The 25,361-nt window shown below is 48.7% G+C and carries 27 protein-coding genes; 3 read left to right on the forward strand and 24 right to left on the reverse strand.

The features are described 5' to 3' along the window. Positions 1-5 precede the first annotated feature (5 nt). The 4 genes from CJA_RS10715 to rpoE all read right to left on the reverse strand — a co-directional run bounded on the left by CJA_RS10715 (position 6) and on the right by rpoE (position 3,152). Positions 6-482, reverse strand: coding sequence for a SoxR reducing system RseC family protein (locus tag CJA_RS10715; protein ID WP_012487810.1), 477 nt, complete (start codon positions 480-482; stop codon positions 6-8). 41 nt (positions 483-523) lie between these two features. Then, positions 524-1,522: a MucB/RseB C-terminal domain-containing protein gene (locus CJA_RS10720; protein ID WP_012487811.1), complete on the reverse strand. Its 999-nt coding sequence runs from the start codon at positions 1,520-1,522 to the stop codon at positions 524-526. Positions 1,523-1,620: 98 nt separating this feature from the next. Continuing rightward, the gene (locus CJA_RS10725) at positions 1,621-2,316 is read right to left on the reverse strand and encodes a sigma-E factor negative regulatory protein (RefSeq protein ID WP_012487812.1); all 696 of its coding nucleotides are present in this window, start codon (positions 2,314-2,316) and stop codon (positions 1,621-1,623) included. A gap of 245 nt (positions 2,317-2,561) precedes the next feature. Then, positions 2,562-3,152 (reverse strand): RNA polymerase sigma factor RpoE, encoded by a 591-nt coding sequence (rpoE, locus tag CJA_RS10730; RefSeq protein WP_012487813.1) that lies wholly within the window; start codon positions 3,150-3,152, stop codon positions 2,562-2,564. 317 nt (positions 3,153-3,469) lie between these two features. On the opposite strand from rpoE, the gene nadB reads away from it, so the two are divergent. Beyond that, on the forward strand, positions 3,470-5,092 hold the full coding sequence (nadB, locus tag CJA_RS10735; RefSeq protein ID WP_049765442.1) for an L-aspartate oxidase: 1,623 nt from the start codon (positions 3,470-3,472) through the stop codon (positions 5,090-5,092). Between the two features lie 5 nt (positions 5,093-5,097). On the opposite strand, the gene CJA_RS10740 is transcribed toward nadB, so the two are convergent. Together CJA_RS10740 and CJA_RS10745 are read right to left on the reverse strand one after the other, a co-directional pair. Further along, on the reverse strand, positions 5,098-5,640 hold the full coding sequence (locus CJA_RS10740; protein ID WP_041551449.1) for a protein YgfX: 543 nt from the start codon (positions 5,638-5,640) through the stop codon (positions 5,098-5,100). Beyond that, on the reverse strand, positions 5,615-5,860 hold the full coding sequence (locus tag CJA_RS10745; RefSeq protein WP_012487815.1) for an FAD assembly factor SdhE: 246 nt from the start codon (positions 5,858-5,860) through the stop codon (positions 5,615-5,617). Before CJA_RS10745 ends, CJA_RS10740 begins: the two co-directional genes overlap by 26 nt. Positions 5,861-6,045: 185 nt before the next feature. Here CJA_RS10745 and ygfZ point away from each other — a divergent pair, with 185 nt between their 5' ends. Beyond that, a complete protein-coding gene (ygfZ, locus tag CJA_RS10750) occupies positions 6,046-7,014 on the forward strand; it encodes a CAF17-like 4Fe-4S cluster assembly/insertion protein YgfZ (protein WP_012487816.1) in 969 nt (322 codons plus the stop codon). Positions 7,015-7,034: 20 nt separating this feature from the next. Continuing rightward, complete coding sequence (locus CJA_RS10755) at positions 7,035-7,871, forward strand: HDOD domain-containing protein (RefSeq protein WP_012487817.1); 837 nt, start codon at positions 7,035-7,037, stop codon at positions 7,869-7,871. A gap of 94 nt (positions 7,872-7,965) precedes the next feature. On the opposite strand, the gene rpoS is transcribed toward CJA_RS10755, so the two are convergent. The 18 genes from rpoS to epsC all read right to left on the reverse strand — a co-directional run bounded on the left by rpoS (position 7,966) and on the right by epsC (position 25,347). Then, entirely contained in the window at positions 7,966-8,973 is a 1,008-nt protein-coding gene (gene rpoS, locus CJA_RS10760; protein WP_012487818.1) for an RNA polymerase sigma factor RpoS, read from the reverse strand. Positions 8,974-9,112: 139 nt separating this feature from the next. Further along, positions 9,113-9,880: a peptidoglycan DD-metalloendopeptidase family protein gene (locus CJA_RS10765; protein WP_041551450.1), complete on the reverse strand. Its 768-nt coding sequence runs from the start codon at positions 9,878-9,880 to the stop codon at positions 9,113-9,115. Positions 9,881-10,127: 247 nt separating this feature from the next. Next, on the reverse strand, positions 10,128-10,802 hold the full coding sequence (locus tag CJA_RS10770; RefSeq protein ID WP_012487820.1) for a protein-L-isoaspartate(D-aspartate) O-methyltransferase: 675 nt from the start codon (positions 10,800-10,802) through the stop codon (positions 10,128-10,130). 98 nt (positions 10,803-10,900) lie between these two features. Next, positions 10,901-11,911, reverse strand: a complete 1,011-nt coding sequence (gene truD, locus CJA_RS10775; protein WP_012487821.1) for a tRNA pseudouridine(13) synthase TruD — start codon at positions 11,909-11,911, stop codon at positions 10,901-10,903. 100 nt (positions 11,912-12,011) lie between these two features. Then, positions 12,012-12,485, reverse strand: a complete 474-nt coding sequence (gene ispF, locus CJA_RS10780; RefSeq protein WP_041551451.1) for a 2-C-methyl-D-erythritol 2,4-cyclodiphosphate synthase — start codon at positions 12,483-12,485, stop codon at positions 12,012-12,014. Positions 12,486-12,494: 9 nt separating this feature from the next. Then, complete coding sequence (ispD, locus tag CJA_RS10785) at positions 12,495-13,223, reverse strand: 2-C-methyl-D-erythritol 4-phosphate cytidylyltransferase (protein ID WP_041551452.1); 729 nt, start codon at positions 13,221-13,223, stop codon at positions 12,495-12,497. Between the two features lie 60 nt (positions 13,224-13,283). Continuing rightward, positions 13,284-13,565 (reverse strand): cell division protein FtsB, encoded by a 282-nt coding sequence (gene ftsB, locus CJA_RS10790; RefSeq protein ID WP_012487824.1) that lies wholly within the window; start codon positions 13,563-13,565, stop codon positions 13,284-13,286. 60 nt (positions 13,566-13,625) lie between these two features. Then, entirely contained in the window at positions 13,626-14,915 is a 1,290-nt protein-coding gene (gene eno, locus CJA_RS10795) for a phosphopyruvate hydratase (RefSeq protein WP_012487825.1), read from the reverse strand. A gap of 30 nt (positions 14,916-14,945) precedes the next feature. After that, positions 14,946-15,797: a 3-deoxy-8-phosphooctulonate synthase gene (gene kdsA, locus CJA_RS10800; protein WP_012487826.1), complete on the reverse strand. Its 852-nt coding sequence runs from the start codon at positions 15,795-15,797 to the stop codon at positions 14,946-14,948. A 45-nt stretch (positions 15,798-15,842) separates the two neighbouring features. Continuing rightward, complete coding sequence (locus tag CJA_RS10805; protein WP_012487827.1) at positions 15,843-17,465, reverse strand: CTP synthase; 1,623 nt, start codon at positions 17,463-17,465, stop codon at positions 15,843-15,845. 229 nt (positions 17,466-17,694) lie between these two features. Then, on the reverse strand, positions 17,695-18,141 hold the full coding sequence (locus CJA_RS10810) for a regulatory protein RecX (RefSeq protein ID WP_041551453.1): 447 nt from the start codon (positions 18,139-18,141) through the stop codon (positions 17,695-17,697). Positions 18,142-18,178: 37 nt separating this feature from the next. Then, positions 18,179-18,754 (reverse strand): DUF4136 domain-containing protein, encoded by a 576-nt coding sequence (locus CJA_RS10815; RefSeq protein ID WP_012487829.1) that lies wholly within the window; start codon positions 18,752-18,754, stop codon positions 18,179-18,181. Between the two features lie 144 nt (positions 18,755-18,898). Continuing rightward, positions 18,899-19,945: a recombinase RecA gene (gene recA / locus CJA_RS10820; protein WP_041551454.1), complete on the reverse strand. Its 1,047-nt coding sequence runs from the start codon at positions 19,943-19,945 to the stop codon at positions 18,899-18,901. A 131-nt stretch (positions 19,946-20,076) separates the two neighbouring features. Further along, entirely contained in the window at positions 20,077-20,592 is a 516-nt protein-coding gene (locus tag CJA_RS10825; RefSeq protein ID WP_012487831.1) for a CinA family protein, read from the reverse strand. Positions 20,593-20,970: 378 nt separating this feature from the next. After that, positions 20,971-22,887, reverse strand: coding sequence for a family 2A encapsulin nanocompartment cargo protein cysteine desulfurase (locus tag CJA_RS10830; RefSeq protein ID WP_012487834.1), 1,917 nt, complete (start codon positions 22,885-22,887; stop codon positions 20,971-20,973). 106 nt (positions 22,888-22,993) lie between these two features. Next, entirely contained in the window at positions 22,994-23,926 is a 933-nt protein-coding gene (locus CJA_RS10835) for a family 2A encapsulin nanocompartment shell protein (RefSeq protein ID WP_012487835.1), read from the reverse strand. A gap of 201 nt (positions 23,927-24,127) precedes the next feature. After that, positions 24,128-24,388: a helix-turn-helix domain-containing protein gene (locus CJA_RS10840; RefSeq protein WP_012487836.1), complete on the reverse strand. Its 261-nt coding sequence runs from the start codon at positions 24,386-24,388 to the stop codon at positions 24,128-24,130. Beyond that, positions 24,385-25,347, reverse strand: a complete 963-nt coding sequence (epsC, locus tag CJA_RS10845; protein WP_012487837.1) for a serine O-acetyltransferase EpsC — start codon at positions 25,345-25,347, stop codon at positions 24,385-24,387. The genes CJA_RS10840 and epsC overlap by 4 nt, the downstream gene beginning before the upstream one ends. Positions 25,348-25,361: the final 14 nt, after the last annotated feature.

The raw sequence follows: 25,361 nt of genomic DNA on the forward strand, positions 1-25,361 counted from the left end.
CATCGTTATTGGTGCGGAGATGCCGGCTGGTAAAAATGGAGAGGCTTTCGCTCATCCACCAACACGGGCTGCAAACGGCTATCGTAACGACTACGAACAGCATGCCAACGAAGAAATAATCCCCCTAATACCAACCCACCCAGCGCACCCAAGCCACTGGCAAGATCCGACGCAAACAACACTTGCCCACCAACAGCACCCAATACAATGAGCAGCAGTGGCATCACATACGCCAACAGGGAAGCTTTAACGACAACATCTTCGGGAATACCTATCTGGATATCATCACCAATCCGATAATGGGCAGGGTCTCTCCCTTCCAGCAACACCCAAAGGTAAGAGGGGTTGGCACCCCACTTAGCCATCAAACTCTGGCCACACCCTTTTTCAGCCTTGCAAGTACCGCACACAGAGCGCTGAATAGTCTCAACCCAAACACCTTCAGGTTCAATAGACACTATTTTACCGGTTTCCAGAATCATATCCCGCCTCACAATGCTGTACCTGGAGCACTAAACCCCAATTAACGCCTGGAGATATTTTGCGCAATTTTTTGCGCTGTGACGACCGGAATCTCACCAACAACCGTGACGCGATAACGCTCACTGCCAATTTCCAACTGATCCATCGCGGCCAGAGTAGCGCCACGCTGGGCCACACCCTCAGGAGAGGCCTGGGAAGATGGCTCGATAAAGATAGAAAAGCTGGTTAACCCATCGGTGTACATCAGCATATCTATGTGATCCCTTACCTGCTTCTGGCCTACAAATACAAAACCTGGCGGTGCCCAATTCAAATGCCACCCGGAAGGCTCTTTAACATCGGACGGATTACATTCAGGTACGGCAATATCAGCATCGCGATGCAAACGTGGCTTGGGTAACTGTTTGATTTGGGTGAGATCCGGGTTTAACTCCAGTTCCACAAATTGGTAGCGTTCCAATGGGCGAGCGGATTCATCCACCAGCCAGGACTTCAGCACCAAGCCTGTCTCATTATCGATACTCAGGAAATAACTGTAGCGATAATTATCCAGGGGAATCGCCAAAAGCACCGTGGCATTGCGTCCGGCAACACGCTCTATGCCCCGAATTTCAAAACGATAGAGTTCCGTTAGCTGGGCCAATCGAGCCCCCATATTCAATATCTTGCCTTGCAACAGCTGGTCGCCAAGGGATTTACAATCCAACGCACGTCCTGAACGTGAAATTTCACGTTCAGGGCCATTCAAATGCTGCAGCCGCTCATACTGGATACCATCCTCGACCCAATGGAAAATACGAAACCCCTGCAAAGCGGGGTTATCCTTGTGCTGGTAGGTAAAGGTTCCCTGATAGTTGACTTGGTGCGATCGTGTAGCCATCTTCGCCAATAGTGATGCTACTTCTTCATTATTTGAAGACACCTGGGAGGTCTCGGCGACGGCCTTTACCGATGGCAATAACACCATCAACAGGCATAGGCAAAGCCCTATAGCATGACCATATCGGTAACCAGAGAGGATAACGTGAGGGATTAACATCTTATAGCTCTATGCCATGGACTGGATGAGCAGCATAACTGCTCACCCTGAGAGAAAAAAGCGGAAGGGAAACTGACCGAAAGGACGATACTAAAAAACTACTCCTCTTCCGTCAGAATCACCCGGGTAAACGGCAACATCCCCTGACCGGAATTAAGCGCTGCGTTTCCAGAATGCTCCTCAATCAACTGATTAACATAGACACTGACGTCTTCGTTATAAATCGGAGCAGCTTCCTGGCGCGGTACAAACATTACACGGCGACTTTCCTGTGGGCGATTTTCATAACCACTTTGAACAGCTACGGTACGCGCTGAGAGTGCCGGTGCGTTAATTCCTGAGGGAAGATCCGGAGGATTTACAGCAGGTGTATTGACCACCGGAGTCGCAGGGGTATTAGTCCCCGCAATACCTGCCTCTGGCAATTGGGTTTGCTGGTATTGCTGTACCCCAAGGATAACAGCACCAGCCACCGAAGCAGCCACAGCGACGCGCCCAAGCTGCTGCCACCAGGGCAAAGATTGGGCTGCAGCTGCTTGATTAACAGCCGAACTATGGGCTGGTTCATCGACCAATGCAGCACTGACGCGGGATGCAAAATCCATATCTGCCAAGGTTGGCAGATCCTGGCGCAAACTCGCACTGGCGAGTTGATAGCGAGCCCAGGTCGACTTAAGCTCGGCATCAGACCCTGCCGCTTTCAGCAGGCGCATCAGCTCCAGCTCAGAGGCCTGATTATCCATCAGCGCAGATAAGGATTCTGCCAGCGCTTGCGATGAGGTTTGCTCTGTCATGCTCTTGCCAATGCCTCTATAAAAATGAACCCATAAAAACAGTGCTGTGCACCACCTTCAATTTTACTGCTACCGGAATATAGCAACTTGGGGAAGCGGCTACTTACCAGATTTCGTACCGGTTATGACTCAGCCTGTTGTGATTGGTTCATGAATTTTGAAAAAAATGTGCAAATTTGTTTAGATCCGCTTTACACATCTAAACGCATGTTACCCAAAACTACAACGCCCCGAGTAACACAGGATTACAAGTCCTCTACCAGTGGCTTAATCCGCCTATCAATAGCCTCCCTGGCCCGGAAAATCCGCGAGCGAACCGTACCTACCGGGCACTCCATCACTTCGGCAATTTCCTCATAACTCAATCCCTCTAACTCCCGCAGGCTAACTGCTGTGCGCAAATCCGGCGGTAAATCCTGAAAAGCTTGTTCAATCGTTGCCTGTAACTCATCGCGCAACAAACTGCGCTCCGGTGTATTCATCTCATGGATTGCATCATTACCCGGGTAAAACTCTGCCTCATCCACCTCAAGATCACTGGAGGGAGGACGACGGTTTCGGGCAACCAGATGATTTTTAGCGGTATTAATCGCAATCCGGTATATCCAGGTATAAAAAGCACTATCACCACGAAAATTGGGTAATGCTCTATAGGCCTTGATAAAAGCCTCCTGAGCCACGTCCTGGGCTTCTGCATGGTCCCGAACCAGGCGACTAATCACCGCCAGCACCTTGTGCTGGTATTTGATTACCAATAAATCAAATGCACGCTTATCGCCTTTTTGTACACGTTCGACGAGCTGTTGATCCATATCAGGCGCTAATGGCGCTGTCATTCTTTAACCCCCAAGTACTCCGACAACCTGATCAGAGCCATTATTCGCTGGATGACGGGGAGAGGAACAAAGAGCAATATATGTTCAACACCATCTCACCCAAACGTTCAAAATGCTATTAAAAAGAACTCTTTCATAGACAGAATTTGTAAGTAAAAGTTCGCGGCGCATTATACGCAGCTAAGCGCATTTCGCCTAAGCCCCAAAGGGGGAAAGCTATGTATATGTGAAAAAGCCCTGTTGCCGACTTAGCCCTGTCGCCGGGGATTGCTATACTGCGCAGGTTTTTTTGCCTTTCTGGTTTGTGGAATACCGAGATGAACAAACACTATCTGCACGATGTACTGGTCGTAGGCTCAGGTGCTGCCGGTTTAACACTGGCTTTGAGTCTAGCCCAACATGCCAAAGTTGCGGTCCTGTGCAAAACCCTGGTTAACCATGGCTCCACCTGGTTTGCCCAGGGCGGCATAGCAGCCGTGCTGGACAACCAGGACTCCATTGATGCCCATGTGTCGGACACCCTGATCGCCGGGGCCGGCCTTTGCCATGAAGATGCAGTGCGCTTTACCGTTGAGAATAGCAAGGCTGCCATTGAATGGTTAATTCAACAGGGGGTTATGTTCACCCGGGAAAGCGGCAGTGCCGACTACCACCTCACACAGGAAGGTGGACATAGCCATCGTCGTATCATCCACAGTGCGGACGCCACTGGCCAGGCAGTTCACTCCACCCTTATTGAGCAGGTACAACAGCAGCCCAATATTGAGGTTTTCGAACATCACGTAGCCGTTAACCTGATAACCCAGGCCGATACAAACTCCCGCAAATTACGTTGTACTGGTGCCTACGTCCTGGATAGCCAGGCTGACCGGGTCGATGTTTTCCAGGCCAAGGTTGTCGTACTGGCGACTGGAGGTGCCAGCAAGGTATATCTCTATACCAGTAATCCGGACAGCGCCAGTGGCGATGGTATTGCTATGGCCTGGCGTGCAGGTTGTCGCGTAGCCAATATGGAATTTAACCAATTCCATCCAACTTGCCTGTATCACCCCAAAGCCAAAAACTTTTTGATTACCGAAGCCCTGCGCGGCGAGGGCGCCTATCTTCGACTACCCAATGGTGAGCGCTTTATGCCGCGCCTTGATGAGCGCGCTGAACTCGCTCCCCGCGATATAGTAGCCCGCGCAATAGACCACGAAATTAAGCGGCTGGGTTGCGATTGTGTATATCTCGATATCAGCCACAAATCACCAGACTTTATCAGCGAGCACTTCCCCACCGTAAAAGCCCGCTGCCTTGAGTTTGGTATCGACATTACTAAAGAGCCTATTCCTGTTGTCCCTGCTGCCCACTACACCTGTGGCGGAGTGGTTGTCGATAATGCGGGAAGAACCGACCTAAAACATCTGTATGCAATCGGCGAAACATCCTTTACCGGTTTACACGGTGCCAACCGTATGGCCAGCAACTCACTGCTGGAATGTATTGTCTATGCCCAATCTGCAGCCAGGGATATCCTCCATAAACTTGAGCAAATAGACGTGCCTGAAACATCTCCCCAATGGGACGATTCCCGGGTACGCAACTCTGATGAAGATGTTGTCATCTCTCACAACTGGGATGAGCTACGCCGTTTTATGTGGGACTATGTGGGTATAGTTCGCACCCATAAACGCCTTGAGCGCGCGACTCACCGTATTAAATTGCTGCAAAAAGAAATTGCCGAGTACTACAGTAATTACAAGGTAAGCAGCGACTTGATTGAATTGCGCAATCTGGCAACAGTAGCAGAATTGATTATTCGCTCAGCACATGAGCGCAAGGAAAGCCGTGGCCTGCATTATTCCCTGGATTACCCGGATAAATCCCCTATTGCACGCGATACCATCCTGGTTCCTACCAACTTTGCCAGCCAGGATATTATCGTATCCAAAAGCTGAGGGACTTAACCTTTTGGCCTGAGGCAAATTCGCAGCCAGCATTTCAACTGGCGAAAATCTGCCTCACTTAATGAATCACGCATCAACACCAGGGTAAATCTTCTTCCCACAGGGCCAGCAGGCCGGGTTCGCCAATACAAAATAATTACCCAAGGCCATATCACAGCTTCAACATCGCCCTGAAGCATCATGTGTACTGGTCGGGTATTTTTAGTGCCCGGAACATTTTCGAAATACTCCAGATGCCAACAGGATGATTTGAACTCCAACCACCCCATGAATCGATGGCGGCGCAACAGCGCTCTTAAAGACAGGCCCAACAGCAAAGAAACACCCAATAACAGGCTCCACCACAAGGGATGAACCAGGGCATAAGGGGTAATCGCAACCAGCAGCAACAGAACCAATCCTCCGTAAATCCCCACAAAAAACCAGGGCAATCTGTGGGAAGGTTTGATCAGTACCGCAGGTAAGGACGGTAGCGGTTTGGTGCTATCACCATACAGGTGAGCAACACTATTATCAGTTTTGTAATCCGGTATTGGCACGAATGATATCCACAATCCTTTGCAATTCTGCGGTGGGCGGGTTTTCACGACGCAAAAACCAGGCAAATAAATCCTGGTCCTGCTCCTCTAGAAGTGCCCAATAGCGCTCTTTATCAGCCTGCTCCAAACCAGGGTATACCCTCTCCAGGAAAGGCAGCAGAATTAGATCCAATTCCAACATGCCACGACGGCTACCCCAAAACAAACGATTTATATCCACCAGAAACACCTTCAAAAGAGCTATAGGCAGGTATTATATCGCCCTACGCCAGCGCTATAAACTGGCCAGGAACATTCGCGCCGGTGTTCCAAGCGCGTAAAGTTTTTACCAGGAAGACTTGCGATTATGCTGGCCAACCACATAATGGGCGCTATCTATCCCGTCAATCACCAGAGATTCCCGTCGTGACCACTGTCGCCACTCACGCCATATCAGAACCTTTTTTCTGTCACCTGCCCAATACCGGTTTACTACTGGTTGAAGGGCCGGATGCGGCCAAATTTCTGCAAGGGCAAATCACCTGCGATATTCGTGAGCTCGCTGATCAAAAAGTACTCTTGGGTGCACAATGTTCTCCCAAAGGACGAGTGCTGCTGAACTTTTATGCGGTGCAATTACAACCCGACACTATTGCCCTGCGCCTGCCTAGAAATATCCTTGAGCAGGCCCAAATATCCCTGGGAAAATATATCGTATTCTCCAAGGCTAAACTGCGTAAAGCAGATGATGCCTATGCCATCATAGGATTACACAGCTCGCGACTTGACGATTTCTCAAACATTTTGGGGACAATTCCCCATGAGCCACTCACCTGGATTGACACACCTCAGGGCATCATCTGGCGCCTGGATGAAACCCATATGGAACTATGGCTGAAAAGCCTTACAGCGCTTGCCCCTCTCGGCCAATCCCTTGCTGAAGTTGCATCATTGCGAACAGAAAACGATTGGAACCTCGCTCAAATCCAGCGAGGTATTACCTGCATAACCCCGGAAACCTATGAACAGTTCACTCCACAGGAGTTAAACCTCACCCTTGTAAACGGAGTCAACTTTCGCAAAGGCTGCTACACAGGGCAAGAGATTGTTGCGCGCTTACACTATCGCGGCCACGCCAAACGACATACCTATCGCTATCACCTGACAAGCCCTCAAGCTCCCGCACCAGGATCATTAATTGTTAATTCGGCAGGCGTAAACATAGGCCATATAATTAATATAGCCTCCAGTGGAAATAATCAGTTTGAGTTACTTGCCTGTGTCACAGATGAACATATAAATGAAGCACAACTCCGCGAAACAGGGGAAAAACTACAGCAGCTCCCCCTACCCTATGCTATACCTAGTGCTGATGACAAGACGAATGCGGAATAATCACCTTAACGAGAAAATCAATGAGTCAATTAGTTGAAAAAATTCGCCAGGAAATAATTACTGCGATTAAAAATGACCAACTGGTTTTACCCACTTTACCAGAAGTAGCCTTACGCGTACGTGAAGCTGCCGACGACCCCAATTCGGATATAGATACCCTGTGCAGCGTTATCGGCAACGACGCAGCCCTGAGTGCGCGCATTATTCGTGTTGCCAATAGTCCGCTATTACGTGCAAGCCGCGCCATTGAAGACCTGCGCGCAGCCCTGATGCGCCTTGGTATCCAATACACATGCAATATCGCAACAGGACTGGCGATGGAGCAAATGTTTCAAGCTACTTCCGACCTGGTGGACATGCGTATGCGTGAAGTCTGGAGTCGATCCAGCGAAGTAGCCGGAATAAGCCATGTACTTTGCAAACACTACACACGCCTGCGCCCAGACCAAGCCACACTCGCGGGCCTGGTACACAAAATTGGTGTGCTCCCCATACTCACTTATGCAGAAGAACATCCTGCACTGCTAAAAGATAGCCTAACCCTGGACGCTGTTATTGACCAATTACACGCCCCAATTGGCGATTTAATCCTCAAAACCTGGAATTTTCCGGAAGAGCTGGCACACATCCCCAGTCAACATATCGACTTTGGCCGAAATGCTCCCAAGGCCGACTATGCGGATATCGTGACAGTAGCCATGTTACAAAGCTATCTGGGTAGCAATTCCCCCATGGCTAAAATTGATTTTACAAAGGTGAAAGCATTCGAGCGACTGGGACTGGACCCCAATATGGATGTCAGCAACGCCAACGACTTAAGCGAGGATATGGAAGCAGCTATGTCTTTGCTGCTATAAGAGGTATAAAAAATACACCCAATCAACACATGAAACACCATAAAAAAGCGGTCAACAGACCGCTTTTTTATATTATCAACCAAGGATTGTTGATTTAGGCACTGAACAAGGCTTCACTATCCAGCCCTTGTTTTTCCATAATATCGCGCAGCCGTTTTAGGGCTTCCACCTGGATTTGACGTACACGCTCACGGGTCAAACCAATCTCATGTCCCACTTCTTCCAAGGTGCTCACTTCGTAGCCACGCAATCCGAAACGACGCGCCAGGACTTCACGCTGCTTTTCTGTCAGCTCTTCCAGCCAATGATCCAAACTGGCCGTCAAGTCACTATCCTGCAATAAAGCAGCAGGATCTGAAACATGGGTATCTGCAATCGTATCCGCAACAGTGCGATCAGAGGAGGCACCTATAGGTGCATCAATTGAAGTCACACGCTCATTAAGGCTCAGCATGTGCTCTACATCAGCAACAGGCTTCTCCAGCAAGTTGGCTATTTCCTCTGGTGTAGGCTCATGATCCAGCTTTTGAGATAACTCGCGCGCAGCGCGAAGATAGACATTCAATTCCTTAACAACATGTATCGGCAAACGAATAGTGCGCGTCTGGTTCATTATAGCGCGCTCAATCGTCTGACGAATCCACCAGGTAGCATAAGTGGAGAAGCGGAAACCACGCTCAGGATCAAACTTCTCTACGGCACGAATTAACCCCAGATTGCCCTCTTCAATCAGATCAAGTAATGCAAGACCACGATTCACATAGCGACGGGAAATTTTGACAACCAGGCGGAGGTTACTTTCGATCATGCGCTTACGCGCTGCCTCATCACCTTTTAAGGCTTTACGTGCAAAAAATACTTCTTCTGCACTCAACAACAGGGGAGAAAATCCAATTTCGTTAAGATAAATCTGTGTGGCGTCCAGATTTTTGGCAAACTTGTCGTCCAGGAATCGTTCGGTGGGTGTGATTGCAACAGGCTTGGATAATTCTGCATCCTCTTCGGCAAGCAAACTCTCTGCTTCATCCGCCTCCAAATCCTGCATCAGGAAAACATCATCGTTATCGTATGTGGTAGTTGAATCCCTATTTTGCAAAGTCATTTTCAGCCCCTTATATCAATATTGTTTTAATAACCGGCTGGCTTTGTAATTCTAAGTCACCCAGCTCACTCAAGCTGTACCAGTCTTACCCAGTTCACGACTGAAGGCCCTTCGAAGCTGTTTGCTGCGAATCGGCACTTTACCGACGAGGAAGATAGGTTAACGGATTAACCGGTGTACCCTCTCGACGTATTTCAAAGTGAAGCTTTACCCTATCGGTACCGCTCGAACCCATATCGGCAATTCGCTGCCCTACTTTAACCCAATCACCTTCCTGAACCAGAAGCTTATCGTTGTGAGCATAAGCACTGAGGAATGTTTCATTGTGTTTAATGATCAGCAATTTGCCGTATCCCCGCAGGCCACTACCGGCATACACCACCTGTCCGGAAGCCGCTGCCAGCACAGGCTCTCCCAATTTACCGCCAAGATCAATACCCTTATTCAAGCCATTATTGCCCTGAAATGATGACAAAATAGGGCCGTTGGCGGGCCAGTTCCATTGTGGTGCGCCCCCCGACGACAGGGATAATTTTGTTTCTGATGACAGTTTTGTTTTATTTTCTTTACGATCATTTACTACGGTCTTCTTATTGGAAGAGGGGGGTACAACTGAAGAAGTACGGGCGGTTGAGGCAACAACCTTATTCACTTGTTGTGTAGAACGAGCAAGATCAAGTTTGATTATTTGCGACGGCTTAATCATATAGGGTGGAGAAATACCATTATGCGCCGCCAAATCCTCGTATTTCAGCCCATACCGCCAGGCAATTGAAAATAATGTATCACCTGGTGCAACACGATGGGTCGATGGTTTCTGTTGCGGGTTAAACGATTTGTCAACAACGGGGGCAATTTGGTGCCTGGAACAAGAGAAACAGCTTATAGCGATCAAAATAACGAACATACAGATAGGAAGCTTTCTCACCCTGCATAGGGTGTCACTTCTATGATTTATCAGGCTTACTGATTCATTTTTAATCACTTTTATTCCATTATGTGCTTAATAAGCAAGTTTTATTGGAAAATTATCTAATCTATTTATATGAAAACGCACAAAAACATGACCAGATACATCCCTGAATACTGTTACATGAATGTAACAAGCACTTATTTGCAGCAACCAGGAAAACAACGATTTCAAGCACGCTTTGTTATCTGGCTGTACCTGATAAAAAAGGAACAAACTTCACGGGCTCCAGGATCTGGGTTACAAATTTTTCGGTATCTTCAGTATCGCGAATAATCAAATGAAGCTGCTGCTCACGTCCACCTACAGGAATTACCAAAACACCCCCCGGTGCCAACTGCTTTAACAATTCATCAGGGACAACCTGGGGGGCTGCAGTACTCAGGATGCCATCATAGGCTCCCATGTCCGGCCATCCAAATCCACCATCAGCATGGCGATAACGGATATTGCGCAATCCCAATTGGTGCAAACGCTCACGCGCCTTATCTTGCAAAGGCTTGATACGCTCAACGGTATAGACCTCTGGAACCAATTGTGCCAACAGGCTGGTTTGGTAACCAGAGCCCGTTCCAACCTCAAGTACTTTGTTTAATTTACCTGCTGCACCCAGCAAAAGTTCCGTCATACGTGCAACTATGTACGGCTGAGACAAGGTTTGGCCATGACCTATGGGCAATGCGGTATCCTCATAGGCGCGATGTGCGAGCGCTTCATCAAGAAACAAGTGCCGGGGAGTGTTGAGCATAATATCGAGGACACGCAGATTGGTGACGCCCTGATCGCGCAATCGCTGGATCAGGCGCTCACGAGTGCGCAAGGAGGTCATACCAACCCCCTGCAACAGTAAATTTGTCATTAAGCCCTCCTAACCACCCACCGACTCATTAAAAGCCACCAGATTTTAAACGATAAACTATACCATAACCGCTAATATCCGCCGGCGCAGATAGGTTATCAATCACTCGATTCCGTACCGGATAATCTCAGCTGTTGATTATTTAAACTTACCAATTCCCGTAGTACTGAAGTTGCAAATGCACCGGCTTCCAGCGTAAAAGCCAATTCAAGATGGTCACCGACCAACCAACGATAACTGGGAGTTTTAATAGCAAGCAGTAAGGCTCGACGCTCTTGTGACGTTCCAACATGTTCGAGTTCATTGCACCAATCACGCCAACTGGAAAGCAGCTCTGTTTCCCGCGCTAATAATTCCACCAAGGCCAGGGGACGCCCCCTCCCCCACAAAGGTCCGCTGGGATAAGCACAGGGTTCCCCTGCAACGGAAATCTGCCAATCGCCTTTTCTTACTCGATCAGCCAGTACCTGGTTAAACAGGTAAGATCTCGCTGCCGATAATATTAACCCTCGCTTTTGCCTGTCGCGATATGGTTTTTTACCGACCAGCAAAGATTCAGCTTCAATCAGGTTGCGACCAGCATTACCAAATCGCTGCTCGCCAAAATAGTTAGGTACCCCCGAACGCAATACACAATCCAACCTTTCATGAAAGGCTGTTTTATCAGCGCACTGTAACTGTCTCAGGCCAATCACAAAATGATTGGATTCATGTTCCCCTCGACGCAGCTTACGCACATGACGTGCAACCCGCAGCACCTGAATCCTGTCCGAAGAAAAACCCTGCCATTCTGGCTCCGGATGATTGCTCTTTAGTGGTAAATACACACTAAACCATTGGCGTGTTATTGCATGGCGATCCTTGCGTCCGGCATAACCAATATCGGTTGGTTTTACTCCGGCATACACGGCAAGCTGCTCGGCAACCCACGCGGTATTCTCGCCCCGTTTTTCAATCCACAAATACACATGTTCGCCTTCCCCAGCAGGTTCAAATCCAAGATTTTCAGTTACCTGAAAATCTTCAGGAACGGTACGAAAATCAGCAGAAGCCTCAAGGGTGCCATATGCTCGGGGAAAATCCAGAGAGAAATCAGCTTGTATACGCATCGACAAATTCCACCAGCCTTCACCAAAAAGTATCCGCTATTTAGATTTAGGCACTGATAAAAAAACCGCCCTCGGGCGGCTTTTTTATCACACCTAGAGTTCAACGGGATTCCAATAATACCACTGCATAACAAGCAATCCCCTCTTCCCGCCCTGTAAACCCAAGACGCTCTGACGTAGTTGCCTTTACATTAATTTGGCTGGCGGAGCTTTGGAGATCACTCGCAATCACCTCAACCATGTGAGGAATATAAGAAGCCATACGTGGCGCCTGCGCCACAATGGTCATATCTGCGTTAGCCAGTTTCCAGCCATGCTGGCTGACCTTGGCATATACCATCCTCAGCAGGGAGCGACTATCGGCATTTCTATATTGCATATCTGTGTCAGGAAAATGTTTGCCTATATCTCCCAACGCAACAGCACCTAAAAGTGCGTCACAAAGAGCATGTAAAAGAACATCGCCGTCGGAATGCGCAACCAAGCCATGATGATGGGGAATAACAACGCCACCAATGACAATTTTTTCACCCTCGCCAAAAGCATGGACATCATAACCCTGACCAATTCGCATCGACATAAACTAACCTCGTTCCAACGCCTGTTGTTGCAAAATAAAAGTGGCCAGAGGTAAATCCTCCGGGCGGGTCACCTTGATATTATCCGCACGACCTTCCACCATAAGCGGTTGATGACCTGCAAACTCCATTGCGGATGCCTCATCCGTGACCATAAGCCCCACGTCCAGCGCCTGTTGCAGAGCCCTCTTTAATAATCCCACAGAAAAAAATTGTGGTGTTTGAGCTTGCCACAGTTTGCTGCGATCCTGAGTGCCCGTAATCCTGTTGTCATTTACTACTTGCTTCAAGGTATCCGATACAGGTACCCCCAGAATCCCGCCTACCGCATCCGACCTTCTCACGCTCTCAATCAGATTTGCCACAGTATCGGAGGTAACACAAGGGCGAGCAGCATCATGAACTAGCACCCAGGCATCACTATGACCATTGTCCTCCAACCAGGTCAGCGAATTTAATACAGAGCCTGCACGCTCAACAGCGCCATCTACACAGGAAATCCGCTGATCCCTGGAAATCGGTAGCGTCGTCCAATAATCATCATCCGGGTGTAAAGCCAATACAACACCTGCCACATATGGCAATGCCAATAAGCGCTCCAGGGTATGTTCAAGAATCGTCTTGTGTTGCAGTTTCAGATACTGCTTTGGAAAACCCGCCTTCATACGAGCCCCCACACCAGCAGCGGGAACCACACACCAAACAGGCGCCAAGATAGAGGAAGATGAACTCATGGGATTTGGGCCAACTACCAAGACAGTAAACCAGCAAAACAACTTATTGGATATTAAGTATCACTGTTTTCCATCATCCATAATCATAAAAAAAGTCTCATCTTTTTTGATCAGACCTATATCGTTACGCGCACGCTCTTCAATAGTATCCAGACCCGTTTTTAATTCCTCGACTTCAACATCCAAAATTCTATTGCGTTCTCGCATGCGGTCATTTTCCGCTTTCTGCTGGGCGATTTCTGTTTCCAGACGATGTGCATGGGCGAGACTGCCCTCACCTATCCACAGGCGATATTGCAGTACTGCCAATAGCAGCAACAAAATAGCTGCAAGCCATTTCATGGTAATCACCCATAAATACATAAAGGCCGATCATTCGGCCTTTATGTACAGTTGCTACAATTAAGACTTAAACTCAGCGCGACCTTTATAGGGTGCAGCAGCGCCAAGCTCAGCTTCAATACGTAACAAACGGTTGTACTTGGACACACGGTCAGAGCGACACAGAGAGCCGGTTTTAATTTGGCCAGCCGCCGTAGCAACTGCCAAATCGGCGATAGTGGTGTCTTCTGTTTCGCCTGAGCGGTGAGAAATAACAGCGGTATAACCAGCATCTTGTGCCATCTTGATGGCATCCAGCGTTTCAGATAATGAACCGATCTGGTTAAATTTAATCAAAATAGAATTGGCGATCTTTTTCTCAATACCTTCTTTCAGAATACGGGTATTAGTTACGAATAAGTCATCACCAACCAGTTGTACTTTATTGCCAATCTTATTGGTCAAGTCAGCCCAGCCATCCCAGTCACTCTCATCCTTACCATCTTCGATAGAAATGATGGGATATTTATTCGCCAGATCTGCCAGGTAATCAGAAAACTCCGCGGAACTAAATACTTTGCCTTCGCCCGCCAAATCGTATTGGCCATCTTTATAGAACTCGGAAGATGCACAATCCAGAGCCAGGGTGACATCTTCACCTAATTTGTAACCCGCTTTTTCCACCGCCACAATAATAACTTTAAGCGCTTCTTCATTGGATGGCAGGTTAGGTGCAAAACCACCCTCATCACCTACGGCGGTATTCAAACCTTTATCATGGAGAATTTTCTTAAGGTTATGGAAAATCTCAGCGCCAATACGCAAAGCCTCTGCAAATGTTTTGGCACCTACAGGCTGAACCATGAACTCTTGAATATCAACGTTATTATCCGCATGCTCACCACCATTAATAATATTCATCATGGGAACCGGCATGGAGTATTTACCCGGGGTGCCATTCAAATCAGCAATATGAGCATAGAGCGGAACTTTTTTGGCAACAGCCGCCGCCTTGGCAGCGGCAAGAGACACGGCAAGAATAGCGTTGGCGCCCAGCACAGATTTGTTATCCGTGCCATCTGCATCAATCATTGCCTTATCCAAGGCGCGCTGATCCAGAGCATCCTTACCGACCAGCAAGTTCTTAATAGTCGTGTTGATATTATTAACAGCCGTTAAAACACCTTTACCCAAGTAGCGAGACTTATCGCCATCACGCAACTCCAAAGCCTCACGAGAGCCCGTAGATGCACCTGATGGAGCACAGGCAGAACCCACAGCACCAGATTCAAGAATCACTTCAGCCATAACAGTTGGGTTACCGCGACTGTCCAATACCTCAAAAGCTTTAATATCAACTATCTTGGTCATTCGTTTTCTCCAGAGTAGGGTTCTAAAAAATTACAGGATATCGAGCGGTGGAAATTGTTTCACCAACTCATCAATTGCTTTCATTTGATGTAAGAAAGGTTCAAGTTTATCGAGCGGCAAAGCACTCGGCCCGTCACATTTTGCATTGTTGGGATCAGGATGTGCTTCCAGAAACAAACCTGCCAAACCAACTGCCATACCTGCACGAGCCAACTCGGTAACCTGATGGCGCCTACCGCTGGACGCAGCACCCATGGGATCACGGCATTGTAGTGAATGAGTAACATCAAAGATAACCGGGGCATTACCGCTGACATCACGCATAGTGCGAAAACCAAGCATATCGACTACCAGATTGTCATAACCGAAGTTAGTACCTCGATCACACAAAATAATCTTATCGTTGCCACACTCTTCGAACTTCTCAACAATATTTTTCATTTGCCCCGGACTGAGGAATTGAGGTTTCTTGATATTTATCACTGCACCGGTTTTTGCCATAGCAATCACCAAGTCTGTTTGGCGCGCCAGAAATGCAGGCAACTGAATTACGTCGCATACTTCAGCAACAGGAGTGCACTGATATATCTCATGAATATCGGTAATGACGGGAATGGCAAAGGTTTGTTTGATTTCCTGGAAAATCTTCAGACCTTCATCCATGCCCGGCCCACGGTAAGAGTGGATCGATGAGCGATTGGCCTTATCGAATGAAGCCTTGAACACATAAGGAATATTCAGCTTTTGTGTCGCTTTCACATAGGCTTCAGCCACCTGCATAGCCATGTCGCGCGATTCAAGCACATTCATACCACCGAAAAGCACAAACGGTAAATTATTAGCAACCTGCAAACTACCAATTGAAACGATTTGCTGAGACACAGTAATTCCTTAAAAAAATTGCCACTGATAAGTGGCATAAATCATTTACTTTTTGTTCACCAATGCAGCCGTTACAAATGCCGTAAACAGCGGGTGACCATCTCGTGGGGTAGAAGTAAACTCAGGGTGGAATTGACAGGCAACAAACCAGGGATGATCAGGGATTTCCACCATCTCCACCAAAGTATCATCGGCAGACCAACCACCAATTTTCAGACCAGCCTTCTGCAATTGGTCAACATAGTTATTGTTGACTTCATAGCGATGGCGATGGCGCTCAACAATGACATCAGCACCGTAGATAGTGCGTACATTTGAGCCTGTCACAAGACGACACTCCTGCGCCCCCAAACGCATAGTACCGCCCAAATCTGATGTTTCATCACGCTTTTCAACTGCACCTTCGGCATTAATCCACTCAGTGATCAGACCAATAACGGGATGTGGAGTACTTTTATCAAATTCGGTAGAGTTGGCCCCTTTCAAACCCAGCACATTACGCGCAAACTCAATCACAACGGATTGCATGCCCAAACAAATACCCAAATAAGGCACTTTGTTTTCACGTGCATATTGCACTGCCATCAATTTGCCTTCTACACCACGCTCACCAAAACCACCGGGAACCAAAATAGCATCGGCATCACTGAGAATCCCCACACCTTCTGTCTCGACACGCTCGGCATCTATGTAGTTGATTTTGACTTTGGTGCTGGTGTGAATACCTGCATGGGTTAAAGCTTCAATCAGCGACTTATAAGCATCTAACAATTCCATGTATTTTCCCACCATGGAAATAGTGATCTGATTAGTGGGGTGCAACTTGCCTTGAACAACCTTATCCCACTCACTCAAATCGGCTTCAGGGCAATCAAGTCCAAGTTGCTCAACAACAATTTGATCGAGGCCGAAACTCTTTAGCAAACTGGGAATAGAGTAGATTGTGTCAGCATCAGGTAATGGAACTACGGCGCGCTCTGCCACGTTGGTAAAGAGTGCGATCTTACGGCGCGAGTCTTCATCAACCATTTTTTCCGAGCGGCATAGCAGGATATCTGGCTGCAAACCAATTGAGCGCAACTCTTTAACAGAGTGCTGGGTTGGTTTTGTTTTGGTCTCACCGGCTGTAGCAATATAGGGGACCAGTGTCAAATGCATCAATAATGAGCGGGATAACCCCAATTCAACTTTGAGCTGACGGACCGCCTCCAAAAAGGGTTGGGACTCAATATCCCCCACCGTACCACCGATTTCCACCAGTGCCACATCGACATCTTTGCCCCCCTCAAGAATACGACGCTTAATTTCATCCGTGATGTGCGGAATCACTTGTACAGTACCACCGAGGTAGTCTCCGCGGCGCTCCTTACGCAGGACAGTTTCGTATACTCGCCCCGTAGTAAAGTTGTTGCGGCGCGTCATTTTGGTACGAATAAAACGCTCGTAATGCCCAAGATCAAGGTCAGTTTCAGCGCCATCTTCCGTTACAAATACCTCGCCATGCTGGAATGGACTCATGGTACCTGGATCCACATTGATATAGGGATCCAGCTTCATGATGGTGACTTTCAGACCACGAGCCTCAAGAATAGCGGCCAATGAGGCCGAGGCTATACCTTTGCCCAATGAAGAAACAACACCACCGGTAACGAATATATATCGCGTCATGTAAAACCTGATTAACGTTGATAAGCGAAGCAGATAAGAAGATAAAACCCCCTGGAGTCCATGTAAGGCCAGAGGTTTCATCGTAAGGACGGGGCGTCAGGGTACCAGAAAGCCCCTTTGCGCTCAATGAAAAGCTGGTTCTCACCGATTAACGTCGCCGGTATCCTAAAGGCTATTGCATGAAAATCCGACCGAACGCACAAAAAATAAACACAACAAAAACAATCAGTTAGAGAAAGTCATCGCAATCCTGTGTCGATAGGGCCGTACGGATATGTACATTGCCAAACCCCCTCATTGCCAGGAAACGCTGCTGACGGGCTCGCTCTTTTGCCTCGGAGGGAAAGGCAGCACCAAAACGCTTTTGACGCTGCTGGCAGGCAGAATCAGCCCAATTGAAGGTATGACCGGAAAGTGTGTCTGCAATTACATCAGAAGTTATACCACGCGCTTTAAGCTCTTGTGCAATAAGAAGAGGCCCTTTACCCTGGCGGTAACGCATGACAGCAAATGCTTCCGCAAAGCGGCTATCACTTTGCAACCCTTCCTCGACTAAACGCTGAACCTCCTGATAAGCGTACTCAGAAGCTGCTTCACCAGGATATTTGCGACGGAGCTTATCCAATAACTCTTGCTGGGAGTGCTCACGCATGGCAAGCAAATCCATTGCTGCCATACGAATTTGTTGGGGGGTACTTGGGGTCAAGGAGAAATTATTTAACAGGAGGAAACTTCGCCAATACCTCAGTGACAGCCATGGACAGGATTTCACGCTGCTTTTGAGGCGACAGGCCACGACTCAGGCGTTTTTGTGATACACCACGCCACAAAGGCTTATCTGTTTTACCGTCTACGATGTCAATAATAAGACTGCCCTGTTCATAGACACGCACACCGGAGTTGACACCATAGAAGAAGGGACGTGGATAGGGGTAGTAATAGCCGCGACCATACCAGCCATAACCATACAACTCGTTGTAGCTGCGAGGATCAATTTTCTCCTCAACTACAACATGGTAATTAACGACAAAGTCAGGCTTGCTGTCTGCCGCTGGTGCCTGGTAGCGTTTTGCCAACTCTGCATCCACTGCTGTATGAATATGACTGAGGGTGAAGGGCGAAATTAGCAGATTTTCTTTAACATCCTGCCGGGTTTCAGCCACTTTAAAGGTTTTTAGTTGGGAAAAGTCATACCCGGATTCATAATCAGTTTCAACATAGGGTTTGGTGCTACATCCCACCAGCAGCATCACCAATACCAAAAAGCCACCGATAACCGAACGTTTCATATATGTGCTCCTCAATCGCATCGTCTATCTGCAATTGTTGAATCGCTATTAACTAAGTTCCATTGAGCCAGCTGCACACTTAACCCTCGCTGAAGCAGCCCACAAAAAAGCCCCGTTATGGGGCTTTGAGAGGAGTTGCTAAATTTACAGTATTTCTGCCTCATCGGAAACATCCTCTCCACCAGCACTTAATGAGAGTGCCTGTGTGGCCAGGAGTTCCGAGCGCACTTTTTGCTCCAGTTCCTGGGCAATTGCCTGGTTTTCCTGGAGGAACTTGATAACGTTGTTTTTGCCCTGGCCGATTTTGTTCCCCTGGTAACTGTACCAGGCGCCCGCTTTGTCAATCAGCCCTAACTTAACGCCATAATCAACAATTTCCCCCATGCGGTTGATACCCGAACCATAAAGGATTTGAAACTCTGCTTGCTTAAAGGGAGGGGCCACCTTGTTTTTAACTACCTTGACGCGAGTTTCAGAGCCAATAACTTCCTCCCCCTCTTTAACTGCACCAACACGACGGATATCAAGGCGTACAGAAGCATAAAACTTGAGCGCATTACCGCCCGTGGTGGTTTCCGGATTACCGAACATAACACCGATTTTCATACGGATCTGGTTAATAAATATCACCAGACAGTTGGCATTTTTGATATTACCAGTGATTTTCCGCAGGGCTTGGGACATCAGGCGAGCCTGTAAGCCGACATGGTGATCGCCCATTTCCCCTTCAATTTCAGCCCGGGGAGTCAGGGCCGCAACCGAGTCAACCACCAAAACGTCGATAGCGCCGGAACGGACCAGCATATCGGTCACTTCCAAGGCCTGCTCACCGGTATCAGGTTGGGAGACAATCAAATCGCCTACATTAACGCCAAGCTTGGTTGCATAAATGGGGTCAAGGGCATGTTCGGCATCAATAAATGCACAGGTTCCACCCTGGCGTTGGGCTTCAGCAATCACTTGCAGGGTTAAGGTCGTCTTACCGGAGGATTCTGGCCCATAAATTTCTATAATGCGGCCTTTAGGTAGTCCCCCGATACCCAATGCAACGTCCAGCCCCAGGGAACCGGTAGAAATAGCGGGGATTACCATTTGCTCGCGGTCCCCCATACGCATCACAGTTCCCTTGCCAAACTGACGCTCGATCTGGCCTAACGCAGCTTGCAACGCTTTCTCTTTATTCGCATCCATTGAACACCTCAACAATTCATCAAAAGGTTAATCTAATCTGGTTATAGCTGGTGCGTGGAATCGGTATGCCGGAAAGCACCAATGGACACAGCATACACCAAAAACCTGTATACGCAAACAGTACTAGTAATTTATACAGTGGTACTTTTGCCGCTAGTCCCAAGTCTGGCGATTAACCCTTCCAAGGCAACAATCACCGCCTGCCGCTGGATCTGCTGGCGATCCCCGGTCAAATGCAGCAGTTTTGCTTCACACCAACCATCCAAACTGCCCCAGGCAAACCATACACTACCCACAGGCTTTTCGACGCTGCCTCCACCCGGCCCGGCAACACCGCTAATAGCAACGGCAATTTGAGCCCCTGATATATTCAGGGCTCCGGTAACCATCTGCTGCACCACAGGTTTACTGACAGCGCCATGCTCTTCAAGCACGTGGGGATCAACTCCTAGCAGATGTTGTTTGGCCTGATTGGCGTAGGTTACAAGGCCATACTCAAACCAGTTGGACGAACCAGCCACTGCAGTAATAGCGGCGGCAACACCACCGCCGGTACAAGACTCTGCCGTTGCCACACGCCAATGGCGAGCGTTTAGCAGCTGCCCCAGAGTTTGGGCCAATTGATATACCCTATCCTGATCACTCATGAACAGCTCCCCGGATCTATACTCATTGCACCAAACCATCCCCTATGGCGATTCCCCCAGTACTATCCAGATCATCGATCAGGACCTGGCAGGACAGGGCTTGCCCTACTTTATTATGCTTTACGTTTTGCGTCACCTTCCCTAAAACATTGCAAAGATTATGCTGCAAATGCTCGAAACCAATCCAGCCAAACGCCTGGCCAGAACCGAGCTGGCCACACAGGCTTCTTATTAAATACAGGGGCAACAGGGATTCTTGAGCGTATTATTGGCTGCTAATGGCTGGTGTATTGTTTGGGGATATTAAAAAATAAAATCTCCGGCAAGACACTTACCGGAGATTAACTATAGCAACCCATTGGCGGGATTGTTAATTCATTAGCCTTTACGAACTCTGGCCAGCCGATCAACAACACTGATCAACAGATCGATCTCTTCACAGGTATTATAAAAAGCAAAACTGGGACGAACAGTGGTCTCTACACCAAAGCGACGCAAGATAGGCTGTGCACAATGATGACCTGAGCGCACCGCTATACCTTCGCGGTTTAATTCAGTTCCCACCTCTTCCGTTTTATATCCAGCCAGTGTGAAAGACAACACACTGGCTTTGTTAGCCGCAGTACCTATGATACGTACACCGGGGATATGTTGAATGCGCTGGGTTGCATAGGCGAGCAAGTCATGCTCATAGCGCGCAATACGCTCTATACCCACACGGTCCACATAATCCAGCGCTGCACCTAAACCTACAGCATCGGCAATATTACCGGTACCGGCTTCAAAACGGTTAGGTGGGTCCTGGAAAATCACCTTGTCGAACGTGACATCGGCAATCATGTTTCCACCGCCTTGCCAAGGTTCCAGTTGTTTCAGGTGTTCAGCTTTGCCATAAACAACACCGATACCCGTAGGGCCAAATATTTTGTGACCCGAAAACACAAAGAAGTCTGCATCCAATGCCTGTACATTAACGCGCATGTGAGACACGGATTGAGCTCCATCAACAATGACAGGAACACCAAAACTGTGGCCGATATCAATAATATCCTTGATCGGGGTCACCGTGCCCAATGCATTAGATACCTGGGTCACAGCAATAATCCGGGTACGACTATTGATTAACTTGCGATAGTCATCGAGCAGGATCTGACCCGTATCATCTACAGGAATCACACGAATTTTTGCTCCAACCCGCTGGGCCAGCAAATACCAGGGTACGATATTAGCGTGGTGCTCCAGTTGCGACACAATAATCTCATCGCCCTCACCCACACGTTGCTTACCAAACGTATTGGCCAGGAGGTTAATAGCTTCCGTAGCACCACGCACAAAAATAATATCGTCTGCAGAACGCGCCCCGATAAACTTGGCCACTTTATTGCGCGCACCTTCATAGGCGTCCGTAGCACGGGCGGCAAGCTCGTGGGCAGCACGATGGATATTGGAATTTTCGTGCTCATAAAAGTAACTGATACGATCGATTACGGCTTTCGGCTTATGGGTCGTAGCAGCATTATCAAACCACACTAATGGCTTGCCGTTTACCCTTTCTGCAAGAATGGGGAAATCGCGCCGAATAGCCTGTACATCAAAGCCCTGTTGCTGGGGCGCAAACAGGTTTTGCTTCGGCCCATTACCAAATACCGGCTGAACACCTGAATCCAAAAAATAAAAATGTGAATCCGGTACGGGTGATACTGTACCTGTTGGTGCGTCAAGGCGGGCAAACCCGAATTCGGCAGAGAGCAATGCCTGGACATCTTTTTCACCAGGCAGGGATAAACTTTGCACGGCGGTGCGATCACTGCCGGACAATTGTGCTTGATGGTAATTCGTCGACTGCGACTCCAGCGTATGGGGGACACCTGATACTGGAGTAACGGCTTTTTCCGAGGGTGTTTCCAAGTGGGTAATAAAACGATGATCGGCCAAAAGCTCGCGCAATTCGTCATCGCCCGGCAACCCAAAAGCCTGGGGCGAAACCTGCTGACCCAGTTGATCCAGTGAAATGCCGGCCAGAGGGTATTGATTGGCATTGTCAGCAAAGTAATAACCGGGCACAGCCGCAAGTTGCTTGTCCAGGGTCGGGCTGGTGACAGCCGGCTGCGCAGCACTGGCCCCAGCCTGGGGCCGTGCACCAGGATTCGTGGCAGATGCAGCTTGTAGCGCGGAAATACCCGATAAAAAAGGAACTGCATTCGGCAAGGACTGAAACATCTCATTGGCTAATGCGGCTAGATTTTCAAGGCTGGGCAAGTCCTGCAAATCAGCCGGTCCTTGATATTCACTCATATGCGATACTCAGGATTGTGTTGTGGAAATCACAGAGGCCACCCCCGGTATCATCGGCGAATAACGGATGATACTGAAATGGCACCCAGTCACCGTGCGAATGCCGTTACTTATAAGTATCGGGATAATCGTGATACTTGCCGACATCCACATCTTCCAACACAGCCACAGCGTCTTCTGTCAGGATAGCCAAAGAGCAGTAAAGTGAAATCAAATAGGAGGCGATGGCATTGCGACCAATTCCCATAAAACGCACAGACAAGCCAGGGCTTTGTTGCCCGGCCAATCCCGGTTGATAAAGGCCGATAACACCCTGGCGTTTATCGCCAACCCGCAGCAACAAAATCTTGGTTTTGCCATCCTCATCAATAGGTAACTTATCAGATGGGATCAGTGGTACACCGCGCCAGGTAATAAATTGCGAACCAAACAGGCTGACGGTTGGTGGCGGTACCCCGCGACGGGTGCACTCGCGGCCAAATGCCGCAATTGCCAGAGGATGAGCCAAAAAGAAGCCGGGTTCCTTCCACACTTTAACCAATAATTCATCCAGGTCATCCGGTGTTGGAGCCCCCGTCAGGGTAGAAATTTTTTGGGTTTCATCCACATTGGCAAGCAGTCCATATTCAGGGTTGTTAATTAATTCACTTTCCTGGCGCTCTTTGATTGTTTCGATGGTCAGGCGCAGTTGCTCTTTAATTTGGTCATGTGGGCTGTTATATAAATCTGAAACCCGTGTGTGTACATCAACCACACTGGTCACCGCATTCAGGAAATATTCGCGCGGTTTCTCATCATAATCGACAAAGGTAGGTTTGATTTCCGACTCGTCGCGCTGGGAACAGGTGACGGATACCCGCGTTGGGTTTTTCACACGGTTCAAGCGGAAAATACCGGCTTCCACAGGAACCCACTGTAACAGGTGCACTAACCAGCGCGGCGTAATGGTAGAGAGTTGCGGGGTGGTTTTGGTGGCATTGGCTAGCTGGCGGGCGGCATTATCACCAAGCGCCAGTTGGACTTCATTTTCGCTGGACATGCAAAACTCCTTTAGAGAAAGCGGGAACTGTAGAAAAAGTGGAAACAACCCATAGAAGAAAACGTACTAAGCTAAGATCGCATTGATCTAAACAGCGCTCAACCTGCTATAGCCGTCAGGATGAAGGAAGCCCCGCGCCTCCATGGCCTGCAAGGCTATCGCTGATGTCGCCGAATAAACCATCGACACAGCAAGTGTTGCCTAATCAACACGTGCCAGTTCGGAGCGTGATTTTTCGTCGTGCAATAAACGCTCGCTGCGCGCTATCAAATCAGACGTCGGAAGGTTCAATGCAGTGGCGATTTTGGATATGGTTGCCAGTGATGGAATGGCAACGCCCCGCTCTACTTCCCCTAGATAAGTACGATTTAAATCTGCCCGTTCAGCCAAAGCTTCCTGGGACAAACGATTGGTATCGCGCAATTGTTTTACGACACGACCAAAATAAATATTGATGCTCATACATCGATCTCCTGAGGTGCCTGCTGACAGCTACTGGCTTGAGTGATACTGGACCCGGGCGGCACACTGCGAGTAAGCCAGACATTACCGCCAATAACAGATCCCTTACCAATGGTGATACGGCCAAGAACAGTGGCACCGGCATAGATCACCACGTCATCCTCTACGATCGGATGCCGCGGCAGGCCTTTTTGCAGATGTCCCTTGTCATCGGTTGGGAATGTTTTAGCGCCCAGGGTAACAGCCTGATAAATACGCACACGCTCACCGATGACAGCGGTTTCACCAATCACCACACCTGTGCCGTGATCAATGAAAAAACCGCGACCTATTTCTGCACCGGGGTGGATGTCGATCCCGGTCAGTGAATGGGCCATTTCTGCAACAATACGTGCTAGTAAAGGAACACCCAATTGATACAGGGTATGGGCCAAACGGTGATGGATAATGGCAAGGACACCGGGATAGCAAAGCAGCACTTCGTCGACACTGCGCGCTGCCGGATCGCCCTGATAAGCCGCCTGAATATCCACATCAAGGGTGCGACGCAGCTCGGGTAATGCCGCCGCAAACAAACGCACAATTTGATTAGCCTGGACGTTGAGTTGCAGTTCCACCGTCAGGTTATGGTGCAACCGCGCGAAATAGTTCAGCTCCAATTGCACCTGCCTGAGCAGTTCATTCAAGGCTGCATCCAATGTGTGGCCAACGTAATAATCCTCGGTTTCTTCGCGTAGTTCCTGGGGCCCTAAACGCATGGGAAAAAGTGCCCCGCACAAATCGCGAATGATATGCTGCAATACATCGCGGGAGGGCAACTCACGCAATCCCGGTTCACGCGAACGACCGCGCTGCTTACGCCAGTCGTTACGCGCACTGCGCAACTCCTGCACAATTTTGTCCAGCTCCCAACTGGTTCCGTTAGGGAGCAGAGGCTCGGTCAAAGAATGGTCGCTCATGAAAAAATCCACAC

The sequence above is a fragment of the Cellvibrio japonicus Ueda107 genome, from assembly GCF_000019225.1.
Taxonomy (GTDB): domain Bacteria; phylum Pseudomonadota; class Gammaproteobacteria; order Pseudomonadales; family Cellvibrionaceae; genus Cellvibrio; species Cellvibrio japonicus.

Excerpts from the sequence above, each read along its gene's own strand:
- epsC (WP_012487837.1), bottom strand. The coding sequence starts at position 25,347 with ATGAGCGACCATTCTTTGACCGAGCCTCTGCTCCCTAACGGAACCAGT.
- truD (WP_012487821.1), bottom strand. The coding sequence starts at position 11,911 with ATGCGTATACAAGCTGATTTCTCTCTGGATTTTCCCCGAGCATATGGC.
- rpoS (WP_012487818.1), bottom strand. The coding sequence starts at position 8,973 with ATGACTTTGCAAAATAGGGATTCAACTACCACATACGATAACGATGAT.
- CJA_RS10825 (WP_012487831.1), bottom strand. The coding sequence starts at position 20,592 with ATGAGTGATCAGGATAGGGTATATCAATTGGCCCAAACTCTGGGGCAG.
- eno (WP_012487825.1), bottom strand. The coding sequence starts at position 14,915 with ATGACCAAGATAGTTGATATTAAAGCTTTTGAGGTATTGGACAGTCGC.
- nadB (WP_049765442.1), top strand. The coding sequence starts at position 3,470 with ATGAACAAACACTATCTGCACGATGTACTGGTCGTAGGCTCAGGTGCT.
- ispD (WP_041551452.1), bottom strand. The coding sequence starts at position 13,223 with ATGAGTTCATCTTCCTCTATCTTGGCGCCTGTTTGGTGTGTGGTTCCC.
- CJA_RS10805 (WP_012487827.1), bottom strand. The coding sequence starts at position 17,465 with ATGACGCGATATATATTCGTTACCGGTGGTGTTGTTTCTTCATTGGGC.
- recA (WP_041551454.1), bottom strand. The coding sequence starts at position 19,945 with ATGGATGCGAATAAAGAGAAAGCGTTGCAAGCTGCGTTAGGCCAGATC.
- ispF (WP_041551451.1), bottom strand. The coding sequence starts at position 12,485 with ATGCGAATTGGTCAGGGTTATGATGTCCATGCTTTTGGCGAGGGTGAA.
- CJA_RS10770 (WP_012487820.1), bottom strand. The coding sequence starts at position 10,802 with ATGACAAATTTACTGTTGCAGGGGGTTGGTATGACCTCCTTGCGCACT.
- CJA_RS10830 (WP_012487834.1), bottom strand. The coding sequence starts at position 22,887 with ATGAGTGAATATCAAGGACCGGCTGATTTGCAGGACTTGCCCAGCCTT.
- CJA_RS10840 (WP_012487836.1), bottom strand. The coding sequence starts at position 24,388 with ATGAGCATCAATATTTATTTTGGTCGTGTCGTAAAACAATTGCGCGAT.
- ftsB (WP_012487824.1), bottom strand. The coding sequence starts at position 13,565 with ATGAAATGGCTTGCAGCTATTTTGTTGCTGCTATTGGCAGTACTGCAA.
- CJA_RS10715 (WP_012487810.1), bottom strand. The coding sequence starts at position 482 with ATGATTCTGGAAACCGGTAAAATAGTGTCTATTGAACCTGAAGGTGTT.
- CJA_RS10765 (WP_041551450.1), bottom strand. The coding sequence starts at position 9,880 with ATGTTCGTTATTTTGATCGCTATAAGCTGTTTCTCTTGTTCCAGGCAC.
- CJA_RS10725 (WP_012487812.1), bottom strand. The coding sequence starts at position 2,316 with ATGACAGAGCAAACCTCATCGCAAGCGCTGGCAGAATCCTTATCTGCG.
- CJA_RS10810 (WP_041551453.1), bottom strand. The coding sequence starts at position 18,141 with ATGGCAGCAATGGATTTGCTTGCCATGCGTGAGCACTCCCAGCAAGAG.
- CJA_RS10815 (WP_012487829.1), bottom strand. The coding sequence starts at position 18,754 with ATGAAACGTTCGGTTATCGGTGGCTTTTTGGTATTGGTGATGCTGCTG.
- CJA_RS10835 (WP_012487835.1), bottom strand. The coding sequence starts at position 23,926 with ATGTCCAGCGAAAATGAAGTCCAACTGGCGCTTGGTGATAATGCCGCC.
- rpoE (WP_012487813.1), bottom strand. The coding sequence starts at position 3,152 with ATGACAGCGCCATTAGCGCCTGATATGGATCAACAGCTCGTCGAACGT.
- CJA_RS10755 (WP_012487817.1), top strand. The coding sequence starts at position 7,035 with ATGAGTCAATTAGTTGAAAAAATTCGCCAGGAAATAATTACTGCGATT.
- CJA_RS10720 (WP_012487811.1), bottom strand. The coding sequence starts at position 1,522 with ATGTTAATCCCTCACGTTATCCTCTCTGGTTACCGATATGGTCATGCT.